The 20,901-nt window shown below is 48.1% G+C and carries 16 protein-coding genes; 3 read left to right on the top strand and 13 right to left on the bottom strand.

What is annotated here, in order from left to right; all coding sequences use genetic code 11:
• Window positions 1-5: 5 nt before the first annotated feature.
• The 6 genes from IAQ59_RS12955 to IAQ59_RS12930 form a co-directional block, all read right to left on the bottom strand.
• Window positions 6-2,858, bottom strand: a complete 2,853-nt coding sequence (locus IAQ59_RS12955) for a PVC-type heme-binding CxxCH protein (protein ID WP_209331238.1) — start codon at window positions 2,856-2,858, stop codon at window positions 6-8.
• A gap of 10 nt (window positions 2,859-2,868) precedes the next feature.
• On the bottom strand, window positions 2,869-3,744 hold the full coding sequence (locus IAQ59_RS12950) for a sugar phosphate isomerase/epimerase family protein (protein WP_209331237.1): 876 nt from the start codon (window positions 3,742-3,744) through the stop codon (window positions 2,869-2,871).
• Window positions 3,745-3,910: 166 nt separating this feature from the next.
• Window positions 3,911-4,387: a hypothetical protein gene (locus IAQ59_RS12945; RefSeq protein ID WP_209331236.1), complete on the bottom strand. Its 477-nt coding sequence runs from the start codon at window positions 4,385-4,387 to the stop codon at window positions 3,911-3,913.
• A 152-nt stretch (window positions 4,388-4,539) separates the two neighbouring features.
• Window positions 4,540-5,568, bottom strand: coding sequence for a phenylalanine--tRNA ligase subunit alpha (gene pheS / locus IAQ59_RS12940; protein WP_209331235.1), 1,029 nt, complete (start codon window positions 5,566-5,568; stop codon window positions 4,540-4,542).
• A gap of 95 nt (window positions 5,569-5,663) precedes the next feature.
• Window positions 5,664-9,998, bottom strand: a complete 4,335-nt coding sequence (locus IAQ59_RS12935) for an AsmA family protein (protein WP_209331234.1) — start codon at window positions 9,996-9,998, stop codon at window positions 5,664-5,666.
• A 477-nt stretch (window positions 9,999-10,475) separates the two neighbouring features.
• A complete protein-coding gene (locus IAQ59_RS12930; protein ID WP_209331233.1) occupies window positions 10,476-11,519 on the bottom strand; it encodes an RluA family pseudouridine synthase in 1,044 nt (347 codons plus the stop codon).
• A gap of 61 nt (window positions 11,520-11,580) precedes the next feature.
• Between IAQ59_RS12930 and IAQ59_RS12925 the strand changes: the two genes are divergently transcribed.
• Window positions 11,581-12,501 (top strand): 1-aminocyclopropane-1-carboxylate deaminase/D-cysteine desulfhydrase, encoded by a 921-nt coding sequence (locus IAQ59_RS12925; protein ID WP_209331232.1) that lies wholly within the window; start codon window positions 11,581-11,583, stop codon window positions 12,499-12,501.
• Window positions 12,502-12,577: 76 nt separating this feature from the next.
• Here IAQ59_RS12925 and IAQ59_RS12920 read toward each other — a convergent pair whose 3' ends face one another.
• From IAQ59_RS12920 to IAQ59_RS12905, 4 genes are all read right to left on the bottom strand, one after another.
• The gene (locus IAQ59_RS12920; RefSeq protein ID WP_209331231.1) at window positions 12,578-13,930 is read right to left on the bottom strand and encodes an FAD-dependent oxidoreductase; all 1,353 of its coding nucleotides are present in this window, start codon (window positions 13,928-13,930) and stop codon (window positions 12,578-12,580) included.
• Between the two features lie 49 nt (window positions 13,931-13,979).
• Complete coding sequence (kynU, locus tag IAQ59_RS12915) at window positions 13,980-15,266, bottom strand: kynureninase (RefSeq protein ID WP_209331230.1); 1,287 nt, start codon at window positions 15,264-15,266, stop codon at window positions 13,980-13,982.
• A 196-nt stretch (window positions 15,267-15,462) separates the two neighbouring features.
• Entirely contained in the window at window positions 15,463-16,092 is a 630-nt protein-coding gene (locus IAQ59_RS12910; protein ID WP_209331229.1) for a hypothetical protein, read from the bottom strand.
• A 393-nt stretch (window positions 16,093-16,485) separates the two neighbouring features.
• The gene (locus IAQ59_RS12905) at window positions 16,486-16,998 is read right to left on the bottom strand and encodes a 3-hydroxyanthranilate 3,4-dioxygenase (RefSeq protein WP_209331228.1); all 513 of its coding nucleotides are present in this window, start codon (window positions 16,996-16,998) and stop codon (window positions 16,486-16,488) included.
• Between the two features lie 203 nt (window positions 16,999-17,201).
• Here IAQ59_RS12905 and IAQ59_RS12900 point away from each other — a divergent pair, with 203 nt between their 5' ends.
• Window positions 17,202-17,828, top strand: a complete 627-nt coding sequence (locus tag IAQ59_RS12900) for a thiamine pyrophosphokinase (protein WP_209331227.1) — start codon at window positions 17,202-17,204, stop codon at window positions 17,826-17,828.
• Here IAQ59_RS12900 and prmC read toward each other — a convergent pair.
• Genes prmC through IAQ59_RS12885 form a run of 3 tightly spaced genes read right to left on the bottom strand, consistent with a single transcriptional unit; the run spans window position 17,817 to window position 19,316 of the window.
• Window positions 17,817-18,662, bottom strand: a complete 846-nt coding sequence (gene prmC / locus IAQ59_RS12895) for a peptide chain release factor N(5)-glutamine methyltransferase (RefSeq protein ID WP_209331226.1) — start codon at window positions 18,660-18,662, stop codon at window positions 17,817-17,819. The genes IAQ59_RS12900 and prmC overlap by 12 nt on opposite strands.
• Before the next feature lie 7 nt (window positions 18,663-18,669).
• The gene (locus tag IAQ59_RS12890; protein ID WP_209331225.1) at window positions 18,670-19,032 is read right to left on the bottom strand and encodes a magnesium citrate secondary transporter; all 363 of its coding nucleotides are present in this window, start codon (window positions 19,030-19,032) and stop codon (window positions 18,670-18,672) included.
• A complete protein-coding gene (locus IAQ59_RS12885; RefSeq protein ID WP_209331224.1) occupies window positions 19,032-19,316 on the bottom strand; it encodes a hypothetical protein in 285 nt (94 codons plus the stop codon). Before IAQ59_RS12885 ends, IAQ59_RS12890 begins: the two co-directional genes overlap by 1 nt.
• A gap of 237 nt (window positions 19,317-19,553) precedes the next feature.
• On the opposite strand from IAQ59_RS12885, the gene IAQ59_RS12880 reads away from it, so the two are divergent.
• Window positions 19,554-20,744 carry an RsmB/NOP family class I SAM-dependent RNA methyltransferase gene (locus tag IAQ59_RS12880; protein WP_209331223.1) on the top strand — a complete coding sequence of 397 codons (1,191 nt, stop codon included), beginning with the start codon at window positions 19,554-19,556 and terminating at the stop codon, window positions 20,742-20,744.
• The last annotated feature ends 157 nt before the right edge of the window (window positions 20,745-20,901 follow it).

Raw genomic sequence — 20,901 nt, 5'->3', positions numbered from 1 at the left:
CGCATCTACTTAAGACTACCCTGCATCATGTACGCCGTAATATGCGCGAGCTCCTCTGCGTCGAGGTTCATCGCCTGTGGGGTTGGCATCAGACTGTGACGTAACTGCCTTCTGCCGGCTACCTCTGATGCAGGTAGCGTATATTGCCTACCCGTATGCTCCATTACCGTGATCACCGGACCCGCCGACTGTAAAATACCATATAGCATGGCACCGTTTTTAAGTTTTACCAAAAAGGCCTCTGAGCCAAAGGCAATGGCATCGTCAGGGTCTAGCACGGACTGGATGAAGGATTGCCGATCCAGCTTCAGGTGAATCTCGCTTAGATTTGGACCTATCTCACTGGCTGAGGAGCCAAAAGCATGGCACATTCCACAGTGCCGTACGGCCGCCACCCTGCCCATTTCTACATCGGCGGCCACATCAAGCACCGACTCAAGGCTCAGGGTATCCAAATCCGCCAGTGGAAAAAACCGGCTCATTAGGCTCTGCACTGCCGGTACGTTGTCCTGATGAACCCGCTCGCGCACGGCTTCCACCAACGAAACCCCTAAGCGGTTATCCATGGCCAACCAAAGCAAATGAAGGCGCCCTTGGGACGTTCCTGCCAATTGCTCGGCCGCCGTGAGCCTATCTGTTACGGATTGGAGGGTATCCGATGCCAACTCTGCCAGCTTTAGTAGCGTCTCTTCCCCGGGTGGCAGCAAAGACGCCGGAGGGCTCCAATCTGCCAAAAGTGCCTCCCATTCGTTTGTTTTTCGGAATTGCATCCACCAGATGCTTTCACGGTAATAGGGTGATGAAGGATCGTCGGCAAGCGCACGCATGAGATCCACCGACTGCTTACTGGGAATAAAAGCCAACGTGGTCAACGCCCGGCTTGCCTCCGAAGGGGACAGATTGCCCTCTTGTATCCTTCTTGTAATGTGCGGCACCACAGAAACTGGATGCAATTCAAATGCCAGTTGCTCCATAGCAGCGGACCAGTTCAAGGGGTCTGGATTGTCCTTGGATTCGTACCAACGTTCCCAAAAGGCTGCTTCATTGCCCCTCAGTCCTATTCCCAAAGAATGCAAGAACCAAGGATCTTCACCAGTATGTGCCTCCGCAAGCTGCATGTATAGTTCAGCCGACTCGGAAAATGGCAGATGACGCAGGGCGATAGCGGCTTCTCGATAAAGAGCGATGTTTCCGGAACCGAGCACCTGCCTGGCTAGGGTAAGGGGATCCACTCCATTGCTACGAAGCGCCCGAAACGCTGCTACCGCCAACTCGGTATTTGCATGTGTTAAATAAGGCTTCACCAATGCACTGCCCGCTTCACCCAACGACGCCAACAAAAAGACCGCTCTCGCCTGCACAAAGGGGTTGGGATCCTCCAAAAGGGCCTGAACAGCCGGAATCACACTTTCTCCCGCTTCCCGTAGTTTTTCCATTGCTTGGGCACGCACATGCAAGGCCGGACTGCGCAGGGCTTCCACCTGCCCGGCAGTGGAGCTGAGATCGTAGGTTGGACGTTGGAGTTTTTTGCCTTTTGGGGCAATGCGGTAAATCTTGCCATAGCCCTCTTTGTCCATCATGCGGTGCCCACCTACAATGGGGTCGTACCAATCCGCCACATAAAGAGCCCCGTCTGTGCCCACCACCACGTCGCTGGGCCTGAACCATTTGCGGTCGTCGTCCTCCACCTCGTGCCAGATGTAGCCGGTATTGTCACGGTCTACAGAGGAAATAAAAGCCTCCCGCTGATCCAAACTGTATCCGGCACCTATTGCCTTGGGATGGTATCCGAAGATAATGTTACGCCCGGCATCCGCCGCAAGTAAAAGTCCCCGGTAATGCTCGCCCAATTCATCCCCTTCAATGCGTACCACTCCAGTCGGCGATCCCGCTCCGTAGATATCCCCCGCAGGCAACACGCCTGGATCATACTGATGCCAATGGGCCAAGGGCACTGTTTGTCCTGGGCGCCGGTCTGCCTGCCAGGTACGATCTCCCGTAGCACTGAAAAAGCCGGCATTGCTGCCTTCCATCAGCCAGGTGGTGCGGCAAGATGCCGTCTGATCGTCGTTATCGCTCTGCCACATGTTGCCAAACGAATCTACCGCCACCTCATAGGCGTTGCGGTAGTTGTGCGACATCACCTCCAGGCCCGTTCCGTCCGGATTCACCCGAACGATCAGCCCTCCGGTATATATATTCCCATCGTTACTAACCAAGTTGGGTTTGTTTTCCTCTGGGTAAGGCGTAAACTCGTTGTACACACTGCCTGCCCGAACGGTGACTCCATCCCGGTCAGTAACCTCATGCGGCCCCTTATTGCCTGCTATAAAGTACCATTTCCCATCAGGGCCCAACACCCCGGCATGCAGCCCATGATCATGATCCCGTCCTCCAAAACCAGTCAGAAAAACCTCCTTTCGGTCAGGCACATCATCGCCATCCTCGTCGGTGTAGATGATGATAGAGGGAGAACAGGAAACCACCACCTGATTGCCCACGACGGCAATGCCCAACGGAGCACGCAGGTCTTCATCCTGGATAAATACCTTGGATTTGTCCGCTTTCCCATCCCCATTGGTATCTTCCAAAATGACAATCCTATCGCCCGCCTCGTGTACCATGTGCGCATCTGCATTTCGAAAATCCCGGTAATTCACCGCCTCCGTGAGCCAAATGCGGCCGTGCATATCCACGTCGAGGTTGGTCGGATTGAAAAACTGCGGAGACGAAGCCCAGACGCTTACTTCTAAATCATCCGGAACGTAAAGCAGCGGTGCTGCCTCCTCTTTGGTACTACAGGAAAATGCACCCAATATAAGCAGGAGATAACAGGGATAGGATTTTGAAAATAGCATGGAGTTCAAATTAGGCGTTCATCAACTGCGCAAGAAACCGGCGGTTTTCGATATAAGCGGGAAACATCTGTCCACCCGAGGGAACTGCTCCCTCAATGACGAGCCAATCCCGGTAACCAATGTCCTTTAGGGTATCCCGGACACGTTGGAAATCAACTTTGCCCTGACCGAGCAGCTGTCCGTTTTCCTTCATGTGTATCTCGCAAATATATTCTGTCCCGAGCAGCTTCATCTCCCTGTAAATATCATACCCCATCTCAGTGGCATTGGCGACGTCGTAATATACCCGCACGTGGCTGGATCCGACGCCCTCGATGATTTCCAAATGTTCCTCCGCGCTAAGCCAGGATTCTATGGCTAAGTAAATACCCTGTTTTTCTGCCTTTGGCGCAACTTCCCGCAATTTGCGGATCACCTCGGCCTTGCCCGCAGGGTCGTTGCGGAGATCGCCGTGGTGAAAAAATGCCAACAGGATCACCTTGCAGCCAAGAACTTGGGCCACGTCTATGCAGTCGTGTACCCACTCTTGGGTAATGGATTCCGATTTGTAGGGGACATTGTTAAGCTCGCCGATGGCCATGCTGCCGATTCGCACCCCGCTGCTACGGGACGCGGCCAGGAACTCCTGCTGAATTTGGGGCTGCCGAAGATGCATGTTGTTCTTGGCGGTACCCAAACTGACCTGTATCCCGTCCAACCCGAGCTCTTTGGCTAGCCGAAAGGCATCCGGATCGCTGGTTTTTCCGATAGACCAATCACAAGCACCGATGGGATAGACAAATGAACTGGAAGGCATCGCATTCATGTAGTGAAAGGAAGCAAGGGAACCGGCACCTGCCAAAAGCAGGCCATTTCGGATGAAATCACGTCGGTTGAGGTTATTCATGGTTAGCTTAGGGTAAATGAGACTTTAAGATAGGAAAACTTTGCCAAATCGGCACCTGCTCCAATAAATAAACCTATTTGGAAAAAAAGACGCTATGAAAAAGCCAAAAGCACCCCGCCAAATATCCGCAGCAGGCCAACCGCGGTCCTTTGGGGCAGGCAAAAGATCAATTCAGAAAGTAAACCATGCCAAACGTAAAGATAAATCTTCCCTCCCGTTGGCTCCAATATTTAAGTTGGGGGTTCAGCGCCAATCTATTATCAAAACCAAGCAGACCGCCAAAACCTAGGATGGGGCCTTGTGTATTGGCCCTAATCAGTCCGGATCCAGGACGATTTAGCAGACTCCAAGCGTTTGAAAAGCCGGCCATTCCATACCACTTTAACGCCCCTTCGGTAAAATAATACCTGGTATCTAAATTCAGGTTTCTTGCGTGGCCAAATTCAGGAAAAAAGTGGGTATAATTGGGTACAATGGAAAGCTTGTCCAAAAAAACGTATTCAGCTCCTGCATTCAGTCCAAAAAAAAGCTGCGGCCAAGTGCCAAACTCCCCGCCAAAATGCAGGCGGAAATCCCCTTTTTCCTGTGCGTCTACAACCCCCAGAAACAGTGAAAACAACCCTACGAATACCGTCTTTCTCATTTGATTGTCCTCTCTTTCATTGTCGGTAAACCTTCTTCATTGGTGGCTGCGCCCCATTCAGAACTCCTTTTACATCATCTGATTTTGGCTATGCTGCTCAATGAGCGAATCATTGTTGTTGGTTCTTGCCCCAAGGCTAGCTTGGGGCAAAGTTACAGCAAGGGTCTGAACTGCTGCAAAAACCGAATATCATTTTCAGTAAATAGGCGCAGGTCGTTAATTTGGTATTTCAGCATGGCAATTCGCTCTATGCCCATGCCAAAGGCAAACCCGGTAAACTCCTCCGAGTCTATCCCGCAGTTCTCCAATACATTGGGGTCCACCATACCCGATCCGCCGATTTCTACCCATCCGCTATGCTTGCAGATGTTACACCCCTTACCCCCACAAATGAGACAGGAAATGTCAATTTCTGCGCTGGGCTCTGTAAAGGGAAAGAAAGAAGGGCGAAACCGTACTTTGGTTTCCTTGCCAAACATTTCTTTGGCAAAGTGGTAAAGGGTCTGCTTGAGATCGGCAAAGCTGACATTTCTGTCCACGTATAATCCCTCCACCTGGTGAAAGATGCAGTGGGCGCGGGCGGAGATGGCTTCATTGCGGAAGACCCGGCCGGGAGATAGTGTACGAATGGGCGGTCTTTCCTTTTCCATCACCCGAACCTGTACAGAGGAGGTGTGCGTGCGCAGGGCGATATCCGGGTTCTTCTCAATGAAGAAGGTGTCTTGCATCTCGCGGGCCGGATGATTTTCGGGGAAATTCAAGGCTGTAAAGTTATGCCAGTCGTCTTCGATCTCTGGCCCTTCCGAAAGATTGAATCCGATACGTTCAAATATCTCAACGATCCGCTGCCTGGTGGCTGTAAGCGGATGAATACCCCCTACGGGAAGATTGGACGGGGGGAGTGTCAAGTCCAACTGTGTACCACCTTGCTTCTGCTTTCCTTTGCCAACCGACTCGATCAGTTCTTGAAACTTCTCCTCCGCAAGCTGTTTGACCTCATTGACCACCTGACCAAATTCCCGCTTCCGGTCGTTTCCAAGGTCACGCATCTGGGCAAAAAGCTCCCCTACCACGCTCCTCTTACTAATAAAGCGCATACGGTATTTTTCCAGTTCATCGGTCGTGCTGGCTTTGGCGGCAGCTATTTCTGCTTTGATCTGCTCAATCTTTTCTTTGTGCATAGCCCTGTCGGAAATTTAGGTAGTGCAAAGCTAAAAAAAATTTTGGGAGGGCCTTCCACTTTAACCGGAGTACTTTTTACATCAGAACCTTTGTACTACTCCTCTTCTTCCTTTCGGGGGATTTTGGGTTGGGAAATACCCGAACTTCCCATTAATCCGGAGAAGGTGGCCTTCCATAGGTAGTTGAAAATAAACTTACTTGTATCCCGCCGTTGGTAGATGTTGGAGCTTACCAGCCGGCTGAATAACTTCCTTGGATTATTACTGCGGAGCGCTAGTGCATTTACCACAAAGGTGAGTACACCCTTACGGCCCCGGGCCACTTCCAAAGTCCGTTCGTCGAGAAGCCGCACTTTCAGGTCATTGTATCGTAGTGTCATCTCACCAATCGCCCGGTGCTTATCAGCCGCAAAATGCCATTCCCCGCCACGAATCAGACCCGATTCTACGGTAACAAAAGCGTTTGTTTCCAAGATGGAATGAATCGCAGAAAGCTCGAATTCACCTATAGATGCTTCCAAATTTACCGGATACGGGTCTTCAAATCCAAGGAGTAGGTTCACGTTTAGCCTTGCTGCATGATTCAGCATCATGGTCGCATCTAACCGCATGGTTTCCCTGTCAACGCTTTCTGCGCCCAATCGGAAAGGTCGGAGCGAGGCATCCATCTCGGTAAAGGAAATGCGACCGGGAATCATGCCGTTTTCCGGAAATTCCTCGTAGGTAACTGCGGCGTTTTCTATCAAAATTTCATCCACATTCACATAGGCCTTGATATCCTGCATAAGCTGCTGAGGCATTTTTCGGAACACATTTTCGGCACGAGGAACCCGCTTATCCCGAAAAATAAAGGCGGTAGGGCTGTTTATGCGCAAGGAAGATGCGGTTACTTGTTGGCTTTCGATAAAAGCTGGTACATCAATTCCCTCAAAAATCAACTGCGCTATCTGAACCTCGGCGACATCCACCTGTGATCCAACCTTTCGGGCGTAGTGATACCTTCCTATCCGCGGCATCAAAGACACACCTTCCATGGTAAGCTGATCTCCACGCAGTAAAATCCGTTCAATAAATACGGTATTGAGGCTATCAGGAAGCTTGATCTCATAATCGGTAAGTTCAAACCGGTAATCCTTACGCAGAAGAAATTGCGGGTTGATCGCCATAGGTTGGGTAAAGTCAAAGCTCAATTCGCTTAACATTAGACCGATATTTTTAAGCCCGTTGATTTCCTCCTGATTTGATTTCTCCCGGATACTCAGTTGTCCGTTCTCCATTTCAAAGGAGGCGATATTGAGGGATTGCAGCACCGCTTGTTGGATTTTCTCCTTCTCTTCCTCCGGTTTAAGTATGGCTATTTCGTCCTTATCCAAATAAACAGACACTTCGGGATTGGTCAATAACAACCGAGTGATATCGAGATCACCGGTCTGCTGAAATGTCCGGAGGGATTTGGTGGTTATACTTGCCTGCGGCACGGTAGCCTCGATCACAGGTTGGCCCTTTTCGGTGTCAAAGCGCTTGGGGATGATATGAAGGTTATCTACTATGATAAGTTCCTTATCCACGTCCAGTTCTATATTCGAAAACTTGACGGTGTGCACACTATCCTTCAGAGCCACCGAAAAATCGTCCACCTCCAAGGCCATATTCCTGAACAATGCAGCGATGTCACCATAGGCGAGCTTGGCAGAGTCTAGCATAAAATCGGACAGGGAGAGGCTGATACCTGTTTTGATCAGTTCGATGTCTTCGTCTTCTTCGTTATAGGAGACTTTAAGCTGGGCATTTTGAGCACTGATTTCACCTATCTGCACGGCGTCAATGGTTTTTGGTAGGCGCCGATCCCTTCTCGAAACACCAGCGACATCGTCTTCTTCTACCCTCCGATTGATGGACAATTTCACATCGGCATCCAACAGCCGCAATCGGTCGAGTTTCAGGCGATTTTCAAACAAAAACTCCTCAAAATCCACCCCGCCAAAACTCATGTCGGGAACGGTCGCAGAAATACTCACCTTGCCATCCAGCTTTCGCTGGGGCAAAAGCCGTACATTGAAAGTCGATATTTCTTCTTTGGCAGAATTGAAAGCAATGCGGTCCGCCACCACCTGATACCGGCCATCCGCGATGTTAAAAACGTAATTGTTCAAACCTATATCCACCTCATCTGCAAAGAGAAAGCCAGATTCTGACAGCGCTACGTTTTCATCCAAGTAGAACTTCTTAATCGTGACGGAAATATCGTTCTCAGCAAAAGACTGAAAAGCTTCGTTGACGAAGTTATCGTATGTAAAGGATCCCTCCGTCAAGGTGAGAGAGTCTATACTTACCTCGGTGAAGTAATTGGAAAGCAGGTCATATAAGTCGGTACGTTCCATTCCTCCACCCGAGTCATCTTCGTCCTCTTGCCTCTGAATAAACCGGGTCCACTTGATAGTCGGAGAAGGAATATCGATGTGCTTTATGTTTAGTAATTCCTCAAAGTAAGCGGTAGTAATATCCACCCCGTGTGCTGTGAATCGCGGTATGTCTACGTCCAATACGGTGGTACGACCATAACGCTCCAGCAGGCCTGAAACATCCTCTTGGGTAGAGGGCCGCAGCCGAAACCCCTCCATATCTAACAGCTCGTTTTCGGTATCGATCAATATTCGGTCCGCAGAAAAAAGATGCAGGTTGTCTGAAAGCTTTAAGGCATAATCTTCTATCTCTAGCCTCAGGTGCTCGGCATAGAAAAGCTTGTTGTCTAGGTCGGCGTCTACCTTGTCATCCAACTGAAAATTTCGAAGTAGTAGATCGATCTTGCCAAAAGAAAGACTATCCTGACGCACCCGCAAATGATTGTCCATGACCAATTGCCCCTCGGTGATTTCCAGATTTTGCACATATATCGCCCGAAGGTACTCACTGACTAGGCCCCGCAGCGAAGTAGTTCCCGACTGCTGTCCTCCTTCCTTTCCTTTAAGGTCTCTAAAGACAACCTTCGGAGAGGTAATCCGCAAATCCTCGACATCCACCACGTTTTCGTTGTACACCTTCTTCAAATTTGCATTGCTGAAATTTAGAAAGGGAACGGCTATTTCAAATAGTGGTATATCGGGATCCTCCCCCTCCTCGAGCTCAGGCATAATCCGAATGCGCTCCATCGACACCTTATCCTCCAAGGAGCTGATCCTTACATTTTCCCCATTTACCCAATGAATCCCATCTGCCAACGCCAGGCGGACTTGGGAAATATTCAATTCCGCTTCATCGGCATAAAAAAACTGATTCTGCCTGCGGGATTCTTCCGGACCGATATACACCTGCATCATTCGAAAAAAAATCTCCTCTGCTTCGATGCGATTTTTTGTTGGGTCCTGTATACCCTGCTGCAAAAAATAGCCCGACTGAATATTCAAATTTTCTACTGAAATAGAAGAGAGGATATCCTGAATCAGATTGTATAGGTTTACTTCGATGTTCAAATCGTCCCTCTCCGAAAACCCCCTATCAGTGTGCAGTATAAAATGTGGCTCCACCAGCAGGAGATTGCCAATGTTCACATCCGAGGAATAAAAGATCTGGTCAATATCCGCATCTTTCAATTCCAAATTGTCTAAACCAATCTCATAATAGACCGTAGCCTCCCGTTCACGGTCAGGAATGATGCGCATTTTCTCCACCATTATGGCCTTGTTGAGGGAAGAAACCTGCACCATTGACGCGGAAACGCGGTGGATACTATCTGCCAAAAGCATTTCAAAGTTACTCAGGTTCAACTCAAATCCCTCGGCATTGAATGGTATGGGTTGGTTCACCTGGGCAAGTTGGAGATTTCTTATATACAAGCTGGTATGATCCGCCGTGATGGATTTTTGACTAATAAAATTCACCAACAACAGATCGGCATCGTCAATATATAACTCCCTTATCAGGATATCTTTTAGGTTTTCGCCAAATGAACGCTGAATTTCGAGCTCCAATTGCCTCAGCGGAGAAACGTCCACGGAATCTGCCCTTTGTCCCGCTGCACTTGGCTGCTTAAAACGCACCATGGGCTCCTTGAGTCTGATCTGCCCAATAGTCAGAATCTTTTCTCGGAAGCGAAAACCCAGTCCCTTTACACTGACTTCGGATGCCTCGACCTTGTATACGGTTGCGTGAATTTGCTCAAAAAGGGTACTATCTACCGGGCTTAGCGAAAACCCCGTCAAAAATACGCCCCTTTCCAGTAGCGATACCCTAAAACCATCAAAATCCACCCGGTATTTGCCGCCGGATACTTCATCCACCTGCCGCTGCACGTAGCCTCTCAATAAGCGGTCTGAACCGAAATAGAACACCGCTTGAGCTACTGACACGAAGACAAACAAAAAAAGAAGCACCCTAAGAAGTACCTTTACTCCCCTATTTACACGTATTTTTTCTTCGGTAGCTTCACTCATACTTTATTCTTACAAACACAAAATTAAATTAATATAATTCAAAAAATAACTGATCCGGCCCAAAGGCAAAAAAAAAGAAACGTTTATTTGGAAATCTTTCATTTCCTAATTAAACGTTTCTTCGGTACAATTTCGTATGTCGCTGTAGGAGAAGGACTCGAACCTCCACGGAGCTGTTAGGCAACACATTGAGCTCGATGTGTGCTTTATCCAGTACACCAGATAAATCTGGATCCTCCACCCCCGAGACAGGAGGGCTTGTCTGCCAATTTCAACATCCTACAGTGTAGTGTTTGACAACAGTCAGCTTGTTTGCTTTTGTTGCAACAAATCTAATAAAACCATCGTTTCAAGAAAATTAATTGATCAAAAAAGATGTTTTTTTACATTATTTTTAAAAAGGTGGGCTTTTACATACTCATTAAGCAAAACCACATAAAGTATGGCTAGGATTTTTATTAATTTCCTAAAGCCTAATTAGGGCATTTGGTTGACATATTCTTCCCATTTATGGATTACGTCTTCCATATCCTGCGGCAGAGGCGTCTCAAAATACATTTTTTTGCCACTAATAGGGTGTACAAAACCCAAGGACTTTGCGTGAAGAGCCTGCCGGGGAAGTATCTTGAAGCAGTTTTGTACAAAGGTTTTGTATTTGGAAAACTGGGTGCCTTTCCGGATTTTATCTCCGCCATACGCCGCATCGTTGAAGAGGGGATGGCCGGCATATTTCATATGGATGCGGATCTGATGGGTACGGCCCGTTTCCAAGCGACAGGAAAGCAAACTCACATACCGAAGCCGCTTGAGCACTTGCCAATGAGTGACGGCGCGCTTTCCGTAGGTTCCTTCGGGAAACGCGTCCATCACCTTGCGATCCTTGGCACTGCGGCCAATGGGCACATCGACGGTTCCCTGATCCTCTACGGGTTCTCCCCATGCGAGGGCCAAGTAGGTACGTTCTATACTGTGCACAAAAAATTGCTCTGCGAGGTGGGTCATGGCTTTTTCAGATTTGGCGACCACTAGCAGGCCGCTGGTATCTTTGTCTATTCGGTGTACCAAGCCCGGCCTTCCAGAATTTCCCGGCAGCTCGGGTAGTTGATTGAAATAATACGCCAAGCCATTGACCAATGTACCGGTCCAATTACCATGCGCAGGATGGACCACCATCCCCGCTGGCTTGTTTACCACCAAGAGGTGATCGTCTTCGTATATAATATCCAAGGGAATGGGCTCCGGAACCACATCGGTGGGACGGGGAGTCTTGGCAAGCCAATAAGTAATCAGGTCTCCAGGTTTTACCTTATAGTTTGACTTGACTGCAAGTCCATTCACCCTGACCACGTCGTTTTCGATCGCTTGCTGTACCTTACTTCGACTAAAATTGGCCGTCTTATCCGTCAAAAAGCGGTCGATACGCACCATCTCTTGTCCCTTATCCACCCTCAGCTCAAAGTGGCTAACTTCGGAATCGTCCTCCTCTGAATAATCATCTTCACCTTGCAAATCTGTTACCATCTCGCAAATCTAAACCATACATGGGTAGAAAATCCTACTTTTGGTGATTAAATCACGGAGTATGTTCCCTCATCCTTTAACAGCTCCCCTGCAACGGGTAGTCCTTCCGATCTTAGAAACCAAAAAAGTTGATTGGTTTGTCAAACGCCTAGACTTGGTTCACCCGCTGCTTTCGGGAAACAAATATTACAAGTTAAAATACAACATGCTGCATGCCCAAAGAGAAGGCACTAAGCGCTTGCTTACCTTTGGGGGGGCCTTTTCAAACCATATCTACAGTGCTGCGGCGGCGGCGCATTTGGCTAAAATGGAGATCATAGGGTGTATCCGTGGGGAAATAAGCACCCCGCTCAACCCAACACTGCAAGCTGCTAGCGACATGGGCATGATTCTTTTCCCCATGGAGCGCAACACCTACCGAAATAAATCAAGCCCTCAGGTAATTGAGATGCTACGGGAGCAATTCGGCAATTGCTACCTAATCCCCGAAGGGGGTACCAACAGCCTTGCAATCAGGGGCTGTCAAGAAATATTGGACGAATCTGACCGTGCCTTCGATACGATATGTACCTCGCTGGGCACCGGAGGAACCATGGCGGGGATACTTGCATCAGCCAACGCTCATCAGCATATTCTGGGATTTTCGGCTCTGAAAGGAGACTTTGTCCAAACAGATTTCGAAGAATTGCTACGGAACCATTCACTCAATCCTGCGGCTGACTGGGAAATCTTTACCCATTACCACTGTGGGGGCTATGCCAAGCACAGTGCCGCATTGTTAGAATTGATGCGGAGTTTTTTCAGAACAACGGGGATACCGCTAGACCCTATCTACACCGGCAAGATGGTCATGGGTATCTTAGACCTACTGGAAAAGGACTATTTTCGTCCTGGCAGCCGCTTGCTTATGATCCACTCCGGCGGACTACAAGGGAACAAGGGCTTTGAATGGCGATGGAAACAAGCGCTCTATCCCGAATAGACAATGAAAAAAATAGGCCATCCCAAAACGCTTTGAGGTGGCCTAGGCAATTCGACTAAGTTGTGTACAGTGGAAACTAAACAGCCTTGGAGGTTTCTACGTTGTCCAAAATGGCGTGGTAATCCAAGTTTTCCCACTTTTGAGCGATAAAGGGATCTCTCATAACTTTATCCAATACCGCTTCCTGCAATTTTCCTACTGCGTAGGCTTCCGAATACTTGATGTCTGTGAAAGTAACCATGCTGTATAGAGGTACCCATTCGTAAGGGAACAGCTCGTGTAGCTTGGCTTCAATTTTCTTTCGGATAAGAAATCGTGGATCCGCAACACGGTCACACATCTCCCGAAAGTTATCCATGGCAAGCTTGCAAATGGCATCCGTGTCCGGCTTCCGGTTCTTCTGGAATTTTTCGAACACAAGATCCCAAGAGAATGTCCCATACTTCTCAATCAATCCGTCCAAAATAAAACAATCTTCGAAACCACTATTCATCCCTTGTCCGTAAAATGGCACAATCGCATGTGCGGCATCACCTATCAGCAGGCAGTGGTTGACTGTCCAAGGGTAACACTCGATATTGATCAGCGCCGACGTTTGGTTATTGCAAAAGTCTGTTAGCAAGGTAGGCATTAACTGGTACGCATCGTTAAAATACGTCTTGAAAAAGACCTCCACATCCTGTTTGTCCCTAAGTTTATCGAAGGACACCTTTTCGTCTTCAAAGGGGAGAAACAGGGTACAGGTAAAGGATTTGTCTTTATTGGGCAGGGCAATCAGCATGAAATTTCCCCTAGGCCAAATATGAAGCGCATTGGGGTCCATCGCATAGGCCCCGTCCGTGGTAGGGGGAATGCTTAATTCTTTGTAGCCGTGGCTAATGTATTCCTGACGATAATTAAAACGCATTTGCTTCTGCATGGCACTTCGCAAAGAAGAATACGCTCCGTCAGCACCTATAATCACCGAGCTTTCACCTGCTTTAGCCTTTCCATCAGGGATCGAAAAATAAACCTTATTCTCAGCTACATCTACGTGTTCTACTTTGTGCTCAAAGTGCATTTCAACGCCAGCCTTCTCCGCCTCATCCAACAGCACGCTGTTCAGGATATTCCTGGAAATGGAGTAAATGGCCTCGTTCTGCTTACCGTAGGGTTGAAAATAGGTGGTCCCATGTTCATCGTGTATTCTCCTGCCGTACATCGGGATGGTATGGGCCTCCACTTTTTCTTTTAGACCTGCTTTTTCGAGGGCTTTCCAGCCCCGATGGCTAATAGCCATGTTAATAGACCTACCTTCTGTGTTGGATACTTGGGTACGCCAATCCGCCCTCTTATCATATATGTGTACGTCCAGGCCTCTCTTTTTTAGGTAAACACCCATTAGAGATCCAATTAATCCTGCACCCAGGATACTGATATGTTGACTCATGAGATGGTAATTTCGTGAATGGTGTGGTAGTGTATCTGTTAGCATTTGCTCAATCGGAGGCGGCAAGCGCACGATCCAAAGCAACTGCAAATTTATAAATGTCTTCGTAACTATTATACAAAGGGGCGGGCGCAATTCGGATAACATTTGGATTTCTCCAATCGCAAACTATTCCAGATGCCGAAATCTTGTCATAGAGCCCCTTTCCTCCTTTGTGAACGAACACCGATAATTGCGCTCCTCGGGAGGCAGGATCTTTGGGGGTGATCACTTCTAGGATGTTTTTACCGTTGGTCACTTGATGTAATAAAAACTCCAAATACCCGGTTAATTGTTCACTTTTTTTGGTTAAATTTTCTAAACCGGCCTCTAAGAACAAATCCAGTGACGCTTGAAGTGCGGCGAGCCCTAAAACGTTGTCATTTGACAGCAACCATCCGTCCGCTCCCGGCATGGGTTTAAAGCCCTTTTTCATTTCAAAACGCGTCAATTCGTCGTATCCCCACCAGCCTGCAAATCGGGGCAAGTCAAACGACTTTGCGTGACGTTGATGTACAAACACTCCGGATACATTGCCAGGACCGGAATTCAAATACTTATAGCTGCACCAGGTAGCGAAATCTACCCCCCAATCATGTAAGGAAAGGGGTACATTGCCTACGGCATGGGCCAGATCAAAACCCACAGGAATACCCTTTTGGCGGGCCGCTGCTGCGATATGTCGCATATCGAAACGCTGACCAGTGTAATATTGTACTCCTGACATCACCACAAGTGCCAGTTCGGAGGAATGTCGGTCTAACGCATCCAAAATGTCGCTAGTCTCCAGGATGTGCTCACCGGGCCTTGGGGCGACCTCCAAGATGGCGTCATGTGGGTCATATCCATGAAACCTAGTCTGAGATTCGAAAATGTATTGGTCGGAAGGAAATGCCCCTGATTCGGTTAGAATTTTATACCTGCCAGGCTGCGGCCGATAAAAAGAAACCATGAGCAGATGAAGGTTTGTACTCAGCTGATTCATGGCAACCACTTCCTCTTCGCAGGCTCCCAAAAGGGAAGCCAAAGTATGTTTGGATCGTTTGCGGTAATATACCCAGGGATTTTCCCCCTGAAAGTGTCCCTCCACTCCAAGGTGAGCCCATGTGTCGAGCTCTTTTTGGATGTATTCTCCCACCTGCTTGGGCTGCAACCCAAGCGAATTTCCACACAGGTAAACCACCGGCTTGCCGTTTTGCTCGGGAATAAAAAAACAATCCCTAAATCCCCTTAACGGATCTTGCCCATCCATTTGCAACGCAAAAGACTCGGCGTACTGAAAGGCTTTTAAAGACATGTAGTCAGGGTATGGGCTTTTTTCTAATGGTGGTCGTGCAGGACAAATATAAGGAGAAGTGCCGATTGAAATACGGCCTGCTCCGATTTTATCGGCTGCTTGCTCGATGATCTTCGACAGATTTATGACCACCTTACCAAAACAAACCAGCGAGAAACGGTTGCAGTACGGTGTGGCCTAATCTCCGGTCTCTTAGCTAATTTAGGCTAGGGTCCGACTTGATTACTTCCTCTTTTAGTGATTTGGAAGCCAATACCAACGCTTGGATAAACACGGCTATCACAATTAATACCGCCACCTCCATATACGAATGCAGGATAGTTGAACTGTTGATGCGGTTAATCTCGCGGATTTGACTCTCGGCCTCTGCGAGTTGGATATCAGAAAGGGCTTCCAACAATCCTATTGTTTCTTTCGCTGATATCCTTACCTGAATCAAGTTACCCTGGGCCGATGCCTGTTCCATATCGGCATAAAGTGCTGTCAGCGCATCGAAATCCACCGACTCCAGATCAGTAAAGGTTGTCTGCAAAAAGTCTTCGTGGATCCCGCGTACCTGTCGAAGCCGTTCATCCACTGCCTGCCTTTTCTCCCGGACACTGACACCGACTTCATCAATTGCTTCGATGATCTGATGGGAATGGTTTAGGTAATGAAAGATACAGCCTTCCGCAATCAATCGATCGTCATAAATGGAATGGATGGCCTTATTGACTTTCAGCGTGTTTTCACGTTCTGAAAAATTATTCATAAGCACCAACATGAGCACCAAAGCCAAGCACGTCGCCGCCATCATTTTATTTTTGATACTATAAACCCACTTCATCTCTTTTCTGGTTTTCCTAGCCACCAAATTCCCTTTTGCATAGTAGGTTTTTCATCTGATTCGGCTACTTCCGACAGGTAGTTTTGCCTAAGACTAACTAACACACTATCTGATGGCATAATGTAATCTATTTGGTTCGAATTCCGAAAAAGCCAACGTAGGATTATACACGGATCCGTATTCCACTCGGGTACGCTTCCCCTGCCATCCCTTGCAGCAGGGGACTAGGCTACAAAAGCCCTATTGTGCCAAAAATAACGGGCGGTGCGACGCTTTTCCGCTGAGCATGTCACTGAAAAATCACCTGTGAAATTTCCCTTTTCCATACTAATACACTGATTTCTGTAAATATAGCCAATAAATTAGATATGCAAGCGACACCTGTCAAAAGCTTCACTTAGTCATCACCGTGCCACACGAACTACAGGTGGTATGCGCCGCATCACTCCAAAATCGCTCCATGATGGGAGGCAGCTGACTGACGATATCGGTTACCACCTGATATTCTTCGTACAGTTTTTGGCCGCATTGCTCGCAATGCCAGATAAATCCATCTTTCTCTCCGGGTCTACGATACCGCTCAAATACCAAACCTATGGTATTCGCCGGCCTTCTTGGACTATGAGGTACCCTAGCTGGCAGCAGAAACATCTCGCCTTCTTTAATCACGACGTCCTTCACCTCTCCTTCGTCTACGACCTTCAACGTAATATCTCCCTCTACTTGGTAAAAAAACTCTTCGCCTTCGTTGTAGTGGAAGTCCTTGCGGGAGTTTGGCCCTCCGACTACCATGACGATGAAGTCATCATTTCCCTTGTACATGACTTGGTTTCCAATGGGTGGTTTCAGAAGGTGTCTATTTGTTTCTATCCACTTGGAGAAATTAATCGGTTGGGAAATGGCCATAACTGTCAGGATATTGCTCTCGAAAGATGCGTGTGAAAACAATCGATTTAATAGCCCTAAAAGTAGGCATAAAACACCTTCTCGCAAAAAGTCCCCGAAGAATTCCATAGAAAGACGGTGCAAAATGGGCTATCTAACCCAAAAGTGCATAAATGCCCAATCTATCGCTACCTTTGCCATTTCCAACTTGCAGTGTTTCGATCATGTCTTCACACCATTTCGTCCGAGAGAATCAAGAACCCGCTCTTTTTATACTTGCCGTGGATAGCTTGCACGCAGAGGTGATCGGCGAGTTGCTGGAGTGGGTACCTACAGTGGTCGCCACACTAGAGGTTCTGGAAAATCTGGCCTCTCAAGGCATCAAAATTGATGCGCTAGTTACTCAGACTCCATTAGACCAGCCCTTCGCTGAAATCGCCGATGCCCAGTTTCCCCTAACAGTGATCAATTTGGAGGGAAGAAGTCAATTGGTCTCGGGGCTCGAATACCTGATCCAATCCGGCCAAAAAGCCGTCAACATAATCGGCTACGACCACCGGGAGACTCCGCTCCTTGAGCCCTTTCTTCCGCAACTGGATTTGGTGATTTTTGATGGTCCGCTTCGGTACTTTCCGGTAAAAGATCCCGCATTTAAAAAATGGATGCCTGGAGGCAGTATCCAACTGCATGGACAGGAGAACAGCTTTGTGGAAGTCGGAACGGAACGGGAAAATACGGTGCATCAAATCCAGCATGCTACTTTTGTGGAAACCGAAGAGGGGACTATCCACTTCAAAAGCACGGGGATATTTTGGGTGGGGGAGTTTTTCGGTAGCAATTTACAGGGCTAATTGGGCCATCACCATGCGGTCTTTCCCCTGCATATCCCTTTTTAGGACCACATTCACAAACCCATTCTCTTCCATCAGTTTGACCGTCTCTAAGCCAAACGCTTCGTTGATCTCTACATACAGCACACCACCCGGCCTAAGTGCACCCAGTGCTTTTTTAGCGATCTCCCGATAGAACATCAGCGGGTCACGATCCGGCACAAACAGTGCCAGATGGGGCTCATGTAGTAGGACATGACCGCTCATTTGATCCTTTTCCCGCTCAGTTACATAGGGTGGATTACTGATAATGACGTCAAGGTCTTTCCATGGCAATGCCTCCTTTAGAATATCCAAGCGCTGAAACCCTACTTTTGCCCCGTGAAGCTGGGCGTTTCGTTTGGTTAGTTCCAAGGCTTCTGGGCTAATATCAACGGCATAGACCTCCGAATCAAGTAGCTCTAGGGCCAGGGTGATCGGAATACAGCCGGAGCCCGTGCCGATGTCCAACATTCGCAGCCCCGGCGCGCGTTGGCCTTGCACTACCTCATACACCAACTCCTCGGTCTCTCTTCTAGGAATCAGCACGGCTTCATTTACCAGAAACGTTCTGCCATAAAACGGTGCTTCCCCCAGCACATATTGTACCGGTCTACCGGCAATCAGCTGATCCATGGCCGACCGATAGGTTTGCGGCAGCTCGGGCAGCGTCTTATCCGAGAGAAGGTCCTTTCTAGAAACCCCCAGGTAATGCTCCATTAACCAGCGTACCAGGCTTTCGGACTCTTCCCTCGAATAGGAAGACAATAATTTTTCCCTATCGGCGAGATACAATTGTCTGACAGTTATAGCCATCAAGGACTTATTTAGCGGTTGGGATATTGATGAAATGGCAAAAATACAAGGCCCCTATCGCATAGCAAACCACATCCCAAAAATCCCTGGTGTAAATTTCTGACCACAACGGTAACAGCACTTCAAACAGCAGGCTGATATAGGCTACACCCACTACCATCTGCATGGAGGAAAAACGAAAAAGCGCACCAGCAGGATGAATCCAACGAAACACCTGCAGTGTGGTGCCCAAAATAACCGGCATGGCCAGTAAATCATCCAAGTAGCTAAATAGCAGTGGCACAAAGATCCCTACACCCTTTTCAAGGTACTGATTTGCCCAAAAAGCCACACAGGGTCCGAGAAAATAGGGATTTTTCCAAATTTTCATTAGCCAGGCAGGACAGCGATGAGCCAGGCCAGAAAGGTAATGATGGCGATGTATAGGGTGTAGAAAAAATTACCCACCTTCTTCACCAGCTGGACAAATTCGCCATCGGTTTCTTTGATATAAAAAATCCAATTTTCCCGGTTGGCTTTTTCCTGGGCCAAGCGTTTTTCGTGGTAGGCCAGATCCGCACCGCCCAATTTTTCGCCACAATGCTCGCAGGTATCTTGTATATGTTGGTTCCATTTAGACCAAGCTCCGCAGTGCGGACATTTCTTTTCTCCCATACCGAACAAATATACCAAATTCCTCCCAAACCGGCCGCCGATCGGGTAGCTTACAACCAAAAGCAAGAGATTAGGTCTTGCGGAGAGTAAATCCGTATATTTGCAGGCTAAATTTAAAAAATTTGACATAACGTGCCCCTGTGTAAAGAGCTCCCATGAAGGAATTACAGGCTAGGCATTACTCCTTACCTTCGGTTCAGAACAAATCCAGACCGGTGAAAAAGCAATTATAATCCTATGAAACTCCATCAAAATACCGTTCAGGGGGTAATCGAAGCCTTGGATGCCATATTTAACCAACAGGGCTATGCAGATAAAGTCATCGAGCGGACACTGAAATCCCACCCCAAATGGGGTGCCCGAGATCGCGGTTTTGTTGCCGAAACGGTCTACGAGATGGTTCGTTGGTGGCGGTTGATTCAGGCGCTAAGTCCGAGCAAAGATCTGTATAAAATGTTGGGCACCTACCTGCTTTGGAAAGAACAGAATCTCCCCGACTGGAAGGAATTTCATGGATTGGATAGCCGTCAGGTGAAACATAGATTGGCAAAAATCGAACAGCGCTCCGTGCTCGAGTCCATACCGGATTGGATGGATCAGCTCGGAGCCCAATCCCTTGGCGACAAGTGGGATGCCGAGATGGCGGCGTTAAACGAAGCTGCCCCGGTAGTGCTGCGTGTAAACACGCTTAAAATAAGTACCCAGGGTCTTAGCGAAAAATTGCTAGCAGAAGGCATTGGCAACCATCAGCCCGCAGGCTATCCGGATGCACTGGTATTGGATCAACGGCAAAACATCTTTCGCTCACCCTATTTCAAGGAAGGCTATTTTGAAGTGCAGGACGCTTCTTCCCAGTTGGTGGCGCGGGCATTGGATGTGGAGCCCGGCATGCGGGTAATAGATGCCTGTGCGGGTGCTGGAGGCAAGTCATTGCATTTAGCTGCCCTGATGGAGAACAAAGGACGGATTCTAAGCATGGATGTATTGGACTATAAGTTAAAAAACACCAAACTTAGGGCCCGAAGGGCCGGCATATCCGTGATCGAAACCCGGGTCATAGAAGGAAGCAAAACCATCAAAAGGCTTCGTAATACTGCAGATCGCTTGCTACTGGACGCCCCCTGTTCGGGGCTGGGTGTGCTCAAGCGAAATCCCGATTCCAAATGGAAATTAAGCCTGGAAGAGATAGAACGAGTAAAAGGCATACAACAAGATATTCTACAAAACTATACCTCCATGGTCAAAACGGGTGGTAAGGTGGTTTATGCTACCTGTAGTATCCTCCCGGAGGAAAACGAGCTGCAGGTGGAGCAGTTTTTGGCATCCGAGTCGGGCAAATCATTCAAACTATTGGACGATCAAAAGATCTTGGCGCACGAGAGTGGTTTTGATGGATTTTACATTGCCCGAATGGAAAAGATCCGCTAGCCAGCCTACATTACCTCGAACCCAACGACAATCCAAGCGGGATTTCCGGGAAGTTTACCTTGTGTGCCAAAGAAAATTCCTGAAATGGATGCGATTTTTAGCATCTTTGGTAGAAATTTTTAAGAACAGTTGATTTACATATAAAAAACATAGTATC

This window comes from Lunatimonas salinarum (genome assembly GCF_017811155.1).
GTDB lineage: Bacteria > Bacteroidota > Bacteroidia > Cytophagales > Cyclobacteriaceae > Lunatimonas > Lunatimonas salinarum.
This window is presented reverse-complemented; position numbering and strand designations above follow the sequence as displayed.

What these genes read in the sequence shown, in the direction of transcription:
- IAQ59_RS12955 (WP_209331238.1), bottom strand. Translation starts at nt 2,858, where the DNA reads ATGCTATTTTCAAAATCCTATCCCTGTTATCTCCTGCTTATATTGGGT.
- IAQ59_RS12950 (WP_209331237.1), bottom strand. Translation starts at nt 3,744, where the DNA reads ATGAATAACCTCAACCGACGTGATTTCATCCGAAATGGCCTGCTTTTG.
- IAQ59_RS12945 (WP_209331236.1), bottom strand. Translation starts at nt 4,387, where the DNA reads ATGAGAAAGACGGTATTCGTAGGGTTGTTTTCACTGTTTCTGGGGGTT.
- pheS (WP_209331235.1), bottom strand. Translation starts at nt 5,568, where the DNA reads ATGCACAAAGAAAAGATTGAGCAGATCAAAGCAGAAATAGCTGCCGCC.
- IAQ59_RS12935 (WP_209331234.1), bottom strand. Translation starts at nt 9,998, where the DNA reads ATGAGTGAAGCTACCGAAGAAAAAATACGTGTAAATAGGGGAGTAAAG.
- IAQ59_RS12930 (WP_209331233.1), bottom strand. Translation starts at nt 11,519, where the DNA reads ATGGTAACAGATTTGCAAGGTGAAGATGATTATTCAGAGGAGGACGAT.
- IAQ59_RS12925 (WP_209331232.1), top strand. Translation starts at nt 11,581, where the DNA reads ATGTTCCCTCATCCTTTAACAGCTCCCCTGCAACGGGTAGTCCTTCCG.
- IAQ59_RS12920 (WP_209331231.1), bottom strand. Translation starts at nt 13,930, where the DNA reads ATGAGTCAACATATCAGTATCCTGGGTGCAGGATTAATTGGATCTCTA.
- kynU (WP_209331230.1), bottom strand. Translation starts at nt 15,266, where the DNA reads ATGTCTTTAAAAGCCTTTCAGTACGCCGAGTCTTTTGCGTTGCAAATG.
- IAQ59_RS12910 (WP_209331229.1), bottom strand. Translation starts at nt 16,092, where the DNA reads ATGAAGTGGGTTTATAGTATCAAAAATAAAATGATGGCGGCGACGTGC.
- IAQ59_RS12905 (WP_209331228.1), bottom strand. Translation starts at nt 16,998, where the DNA reads ATGGCCATTTCCCAACCGATTAATTTCTCCAAGTGGATAGAAACAAAT.
- IAQ59_RS12900 (WP_209331227.1), top strand. Translation starts at nt 17,202, where the DNA reads ATGTCTTCACACCATTTCGTCCGAGAGAATCAAGAACCCGCTCTTTTT.
- prmC (WP_209331226.1), bottom strand. Translation starts at nt 18,662, where the DNA reads ATGGCTATAACTGTCAGACAATTGTATCTCGCCGATAGGGAAAAATTA.
- IAQ59_RS12890 (WP_209331225.1), bottom strand. Translation starts at nt 19,032, where the DNA reads ATGAAAATTTGGAAAAATCCCTATTTTCTCGGACCCTGTGTGGCTTTT.
- IAQ59_RS12885 (WP_209331224.1), bottom strand. Translation starts at nt 19,316, where the DNA reads ATGGGAGAAAAGAAATGTCCGCACTGCGGAGCTTGGTCTAAATGGAAC.
- IAQ59_RS12880 (WP_209331223.1), top strand. Translation starts at nt 19,554, where the DNA reads ATGAAACTCCATCAAAATACCGTTCAGGGGGTAATCGAAGCCTTGGAT.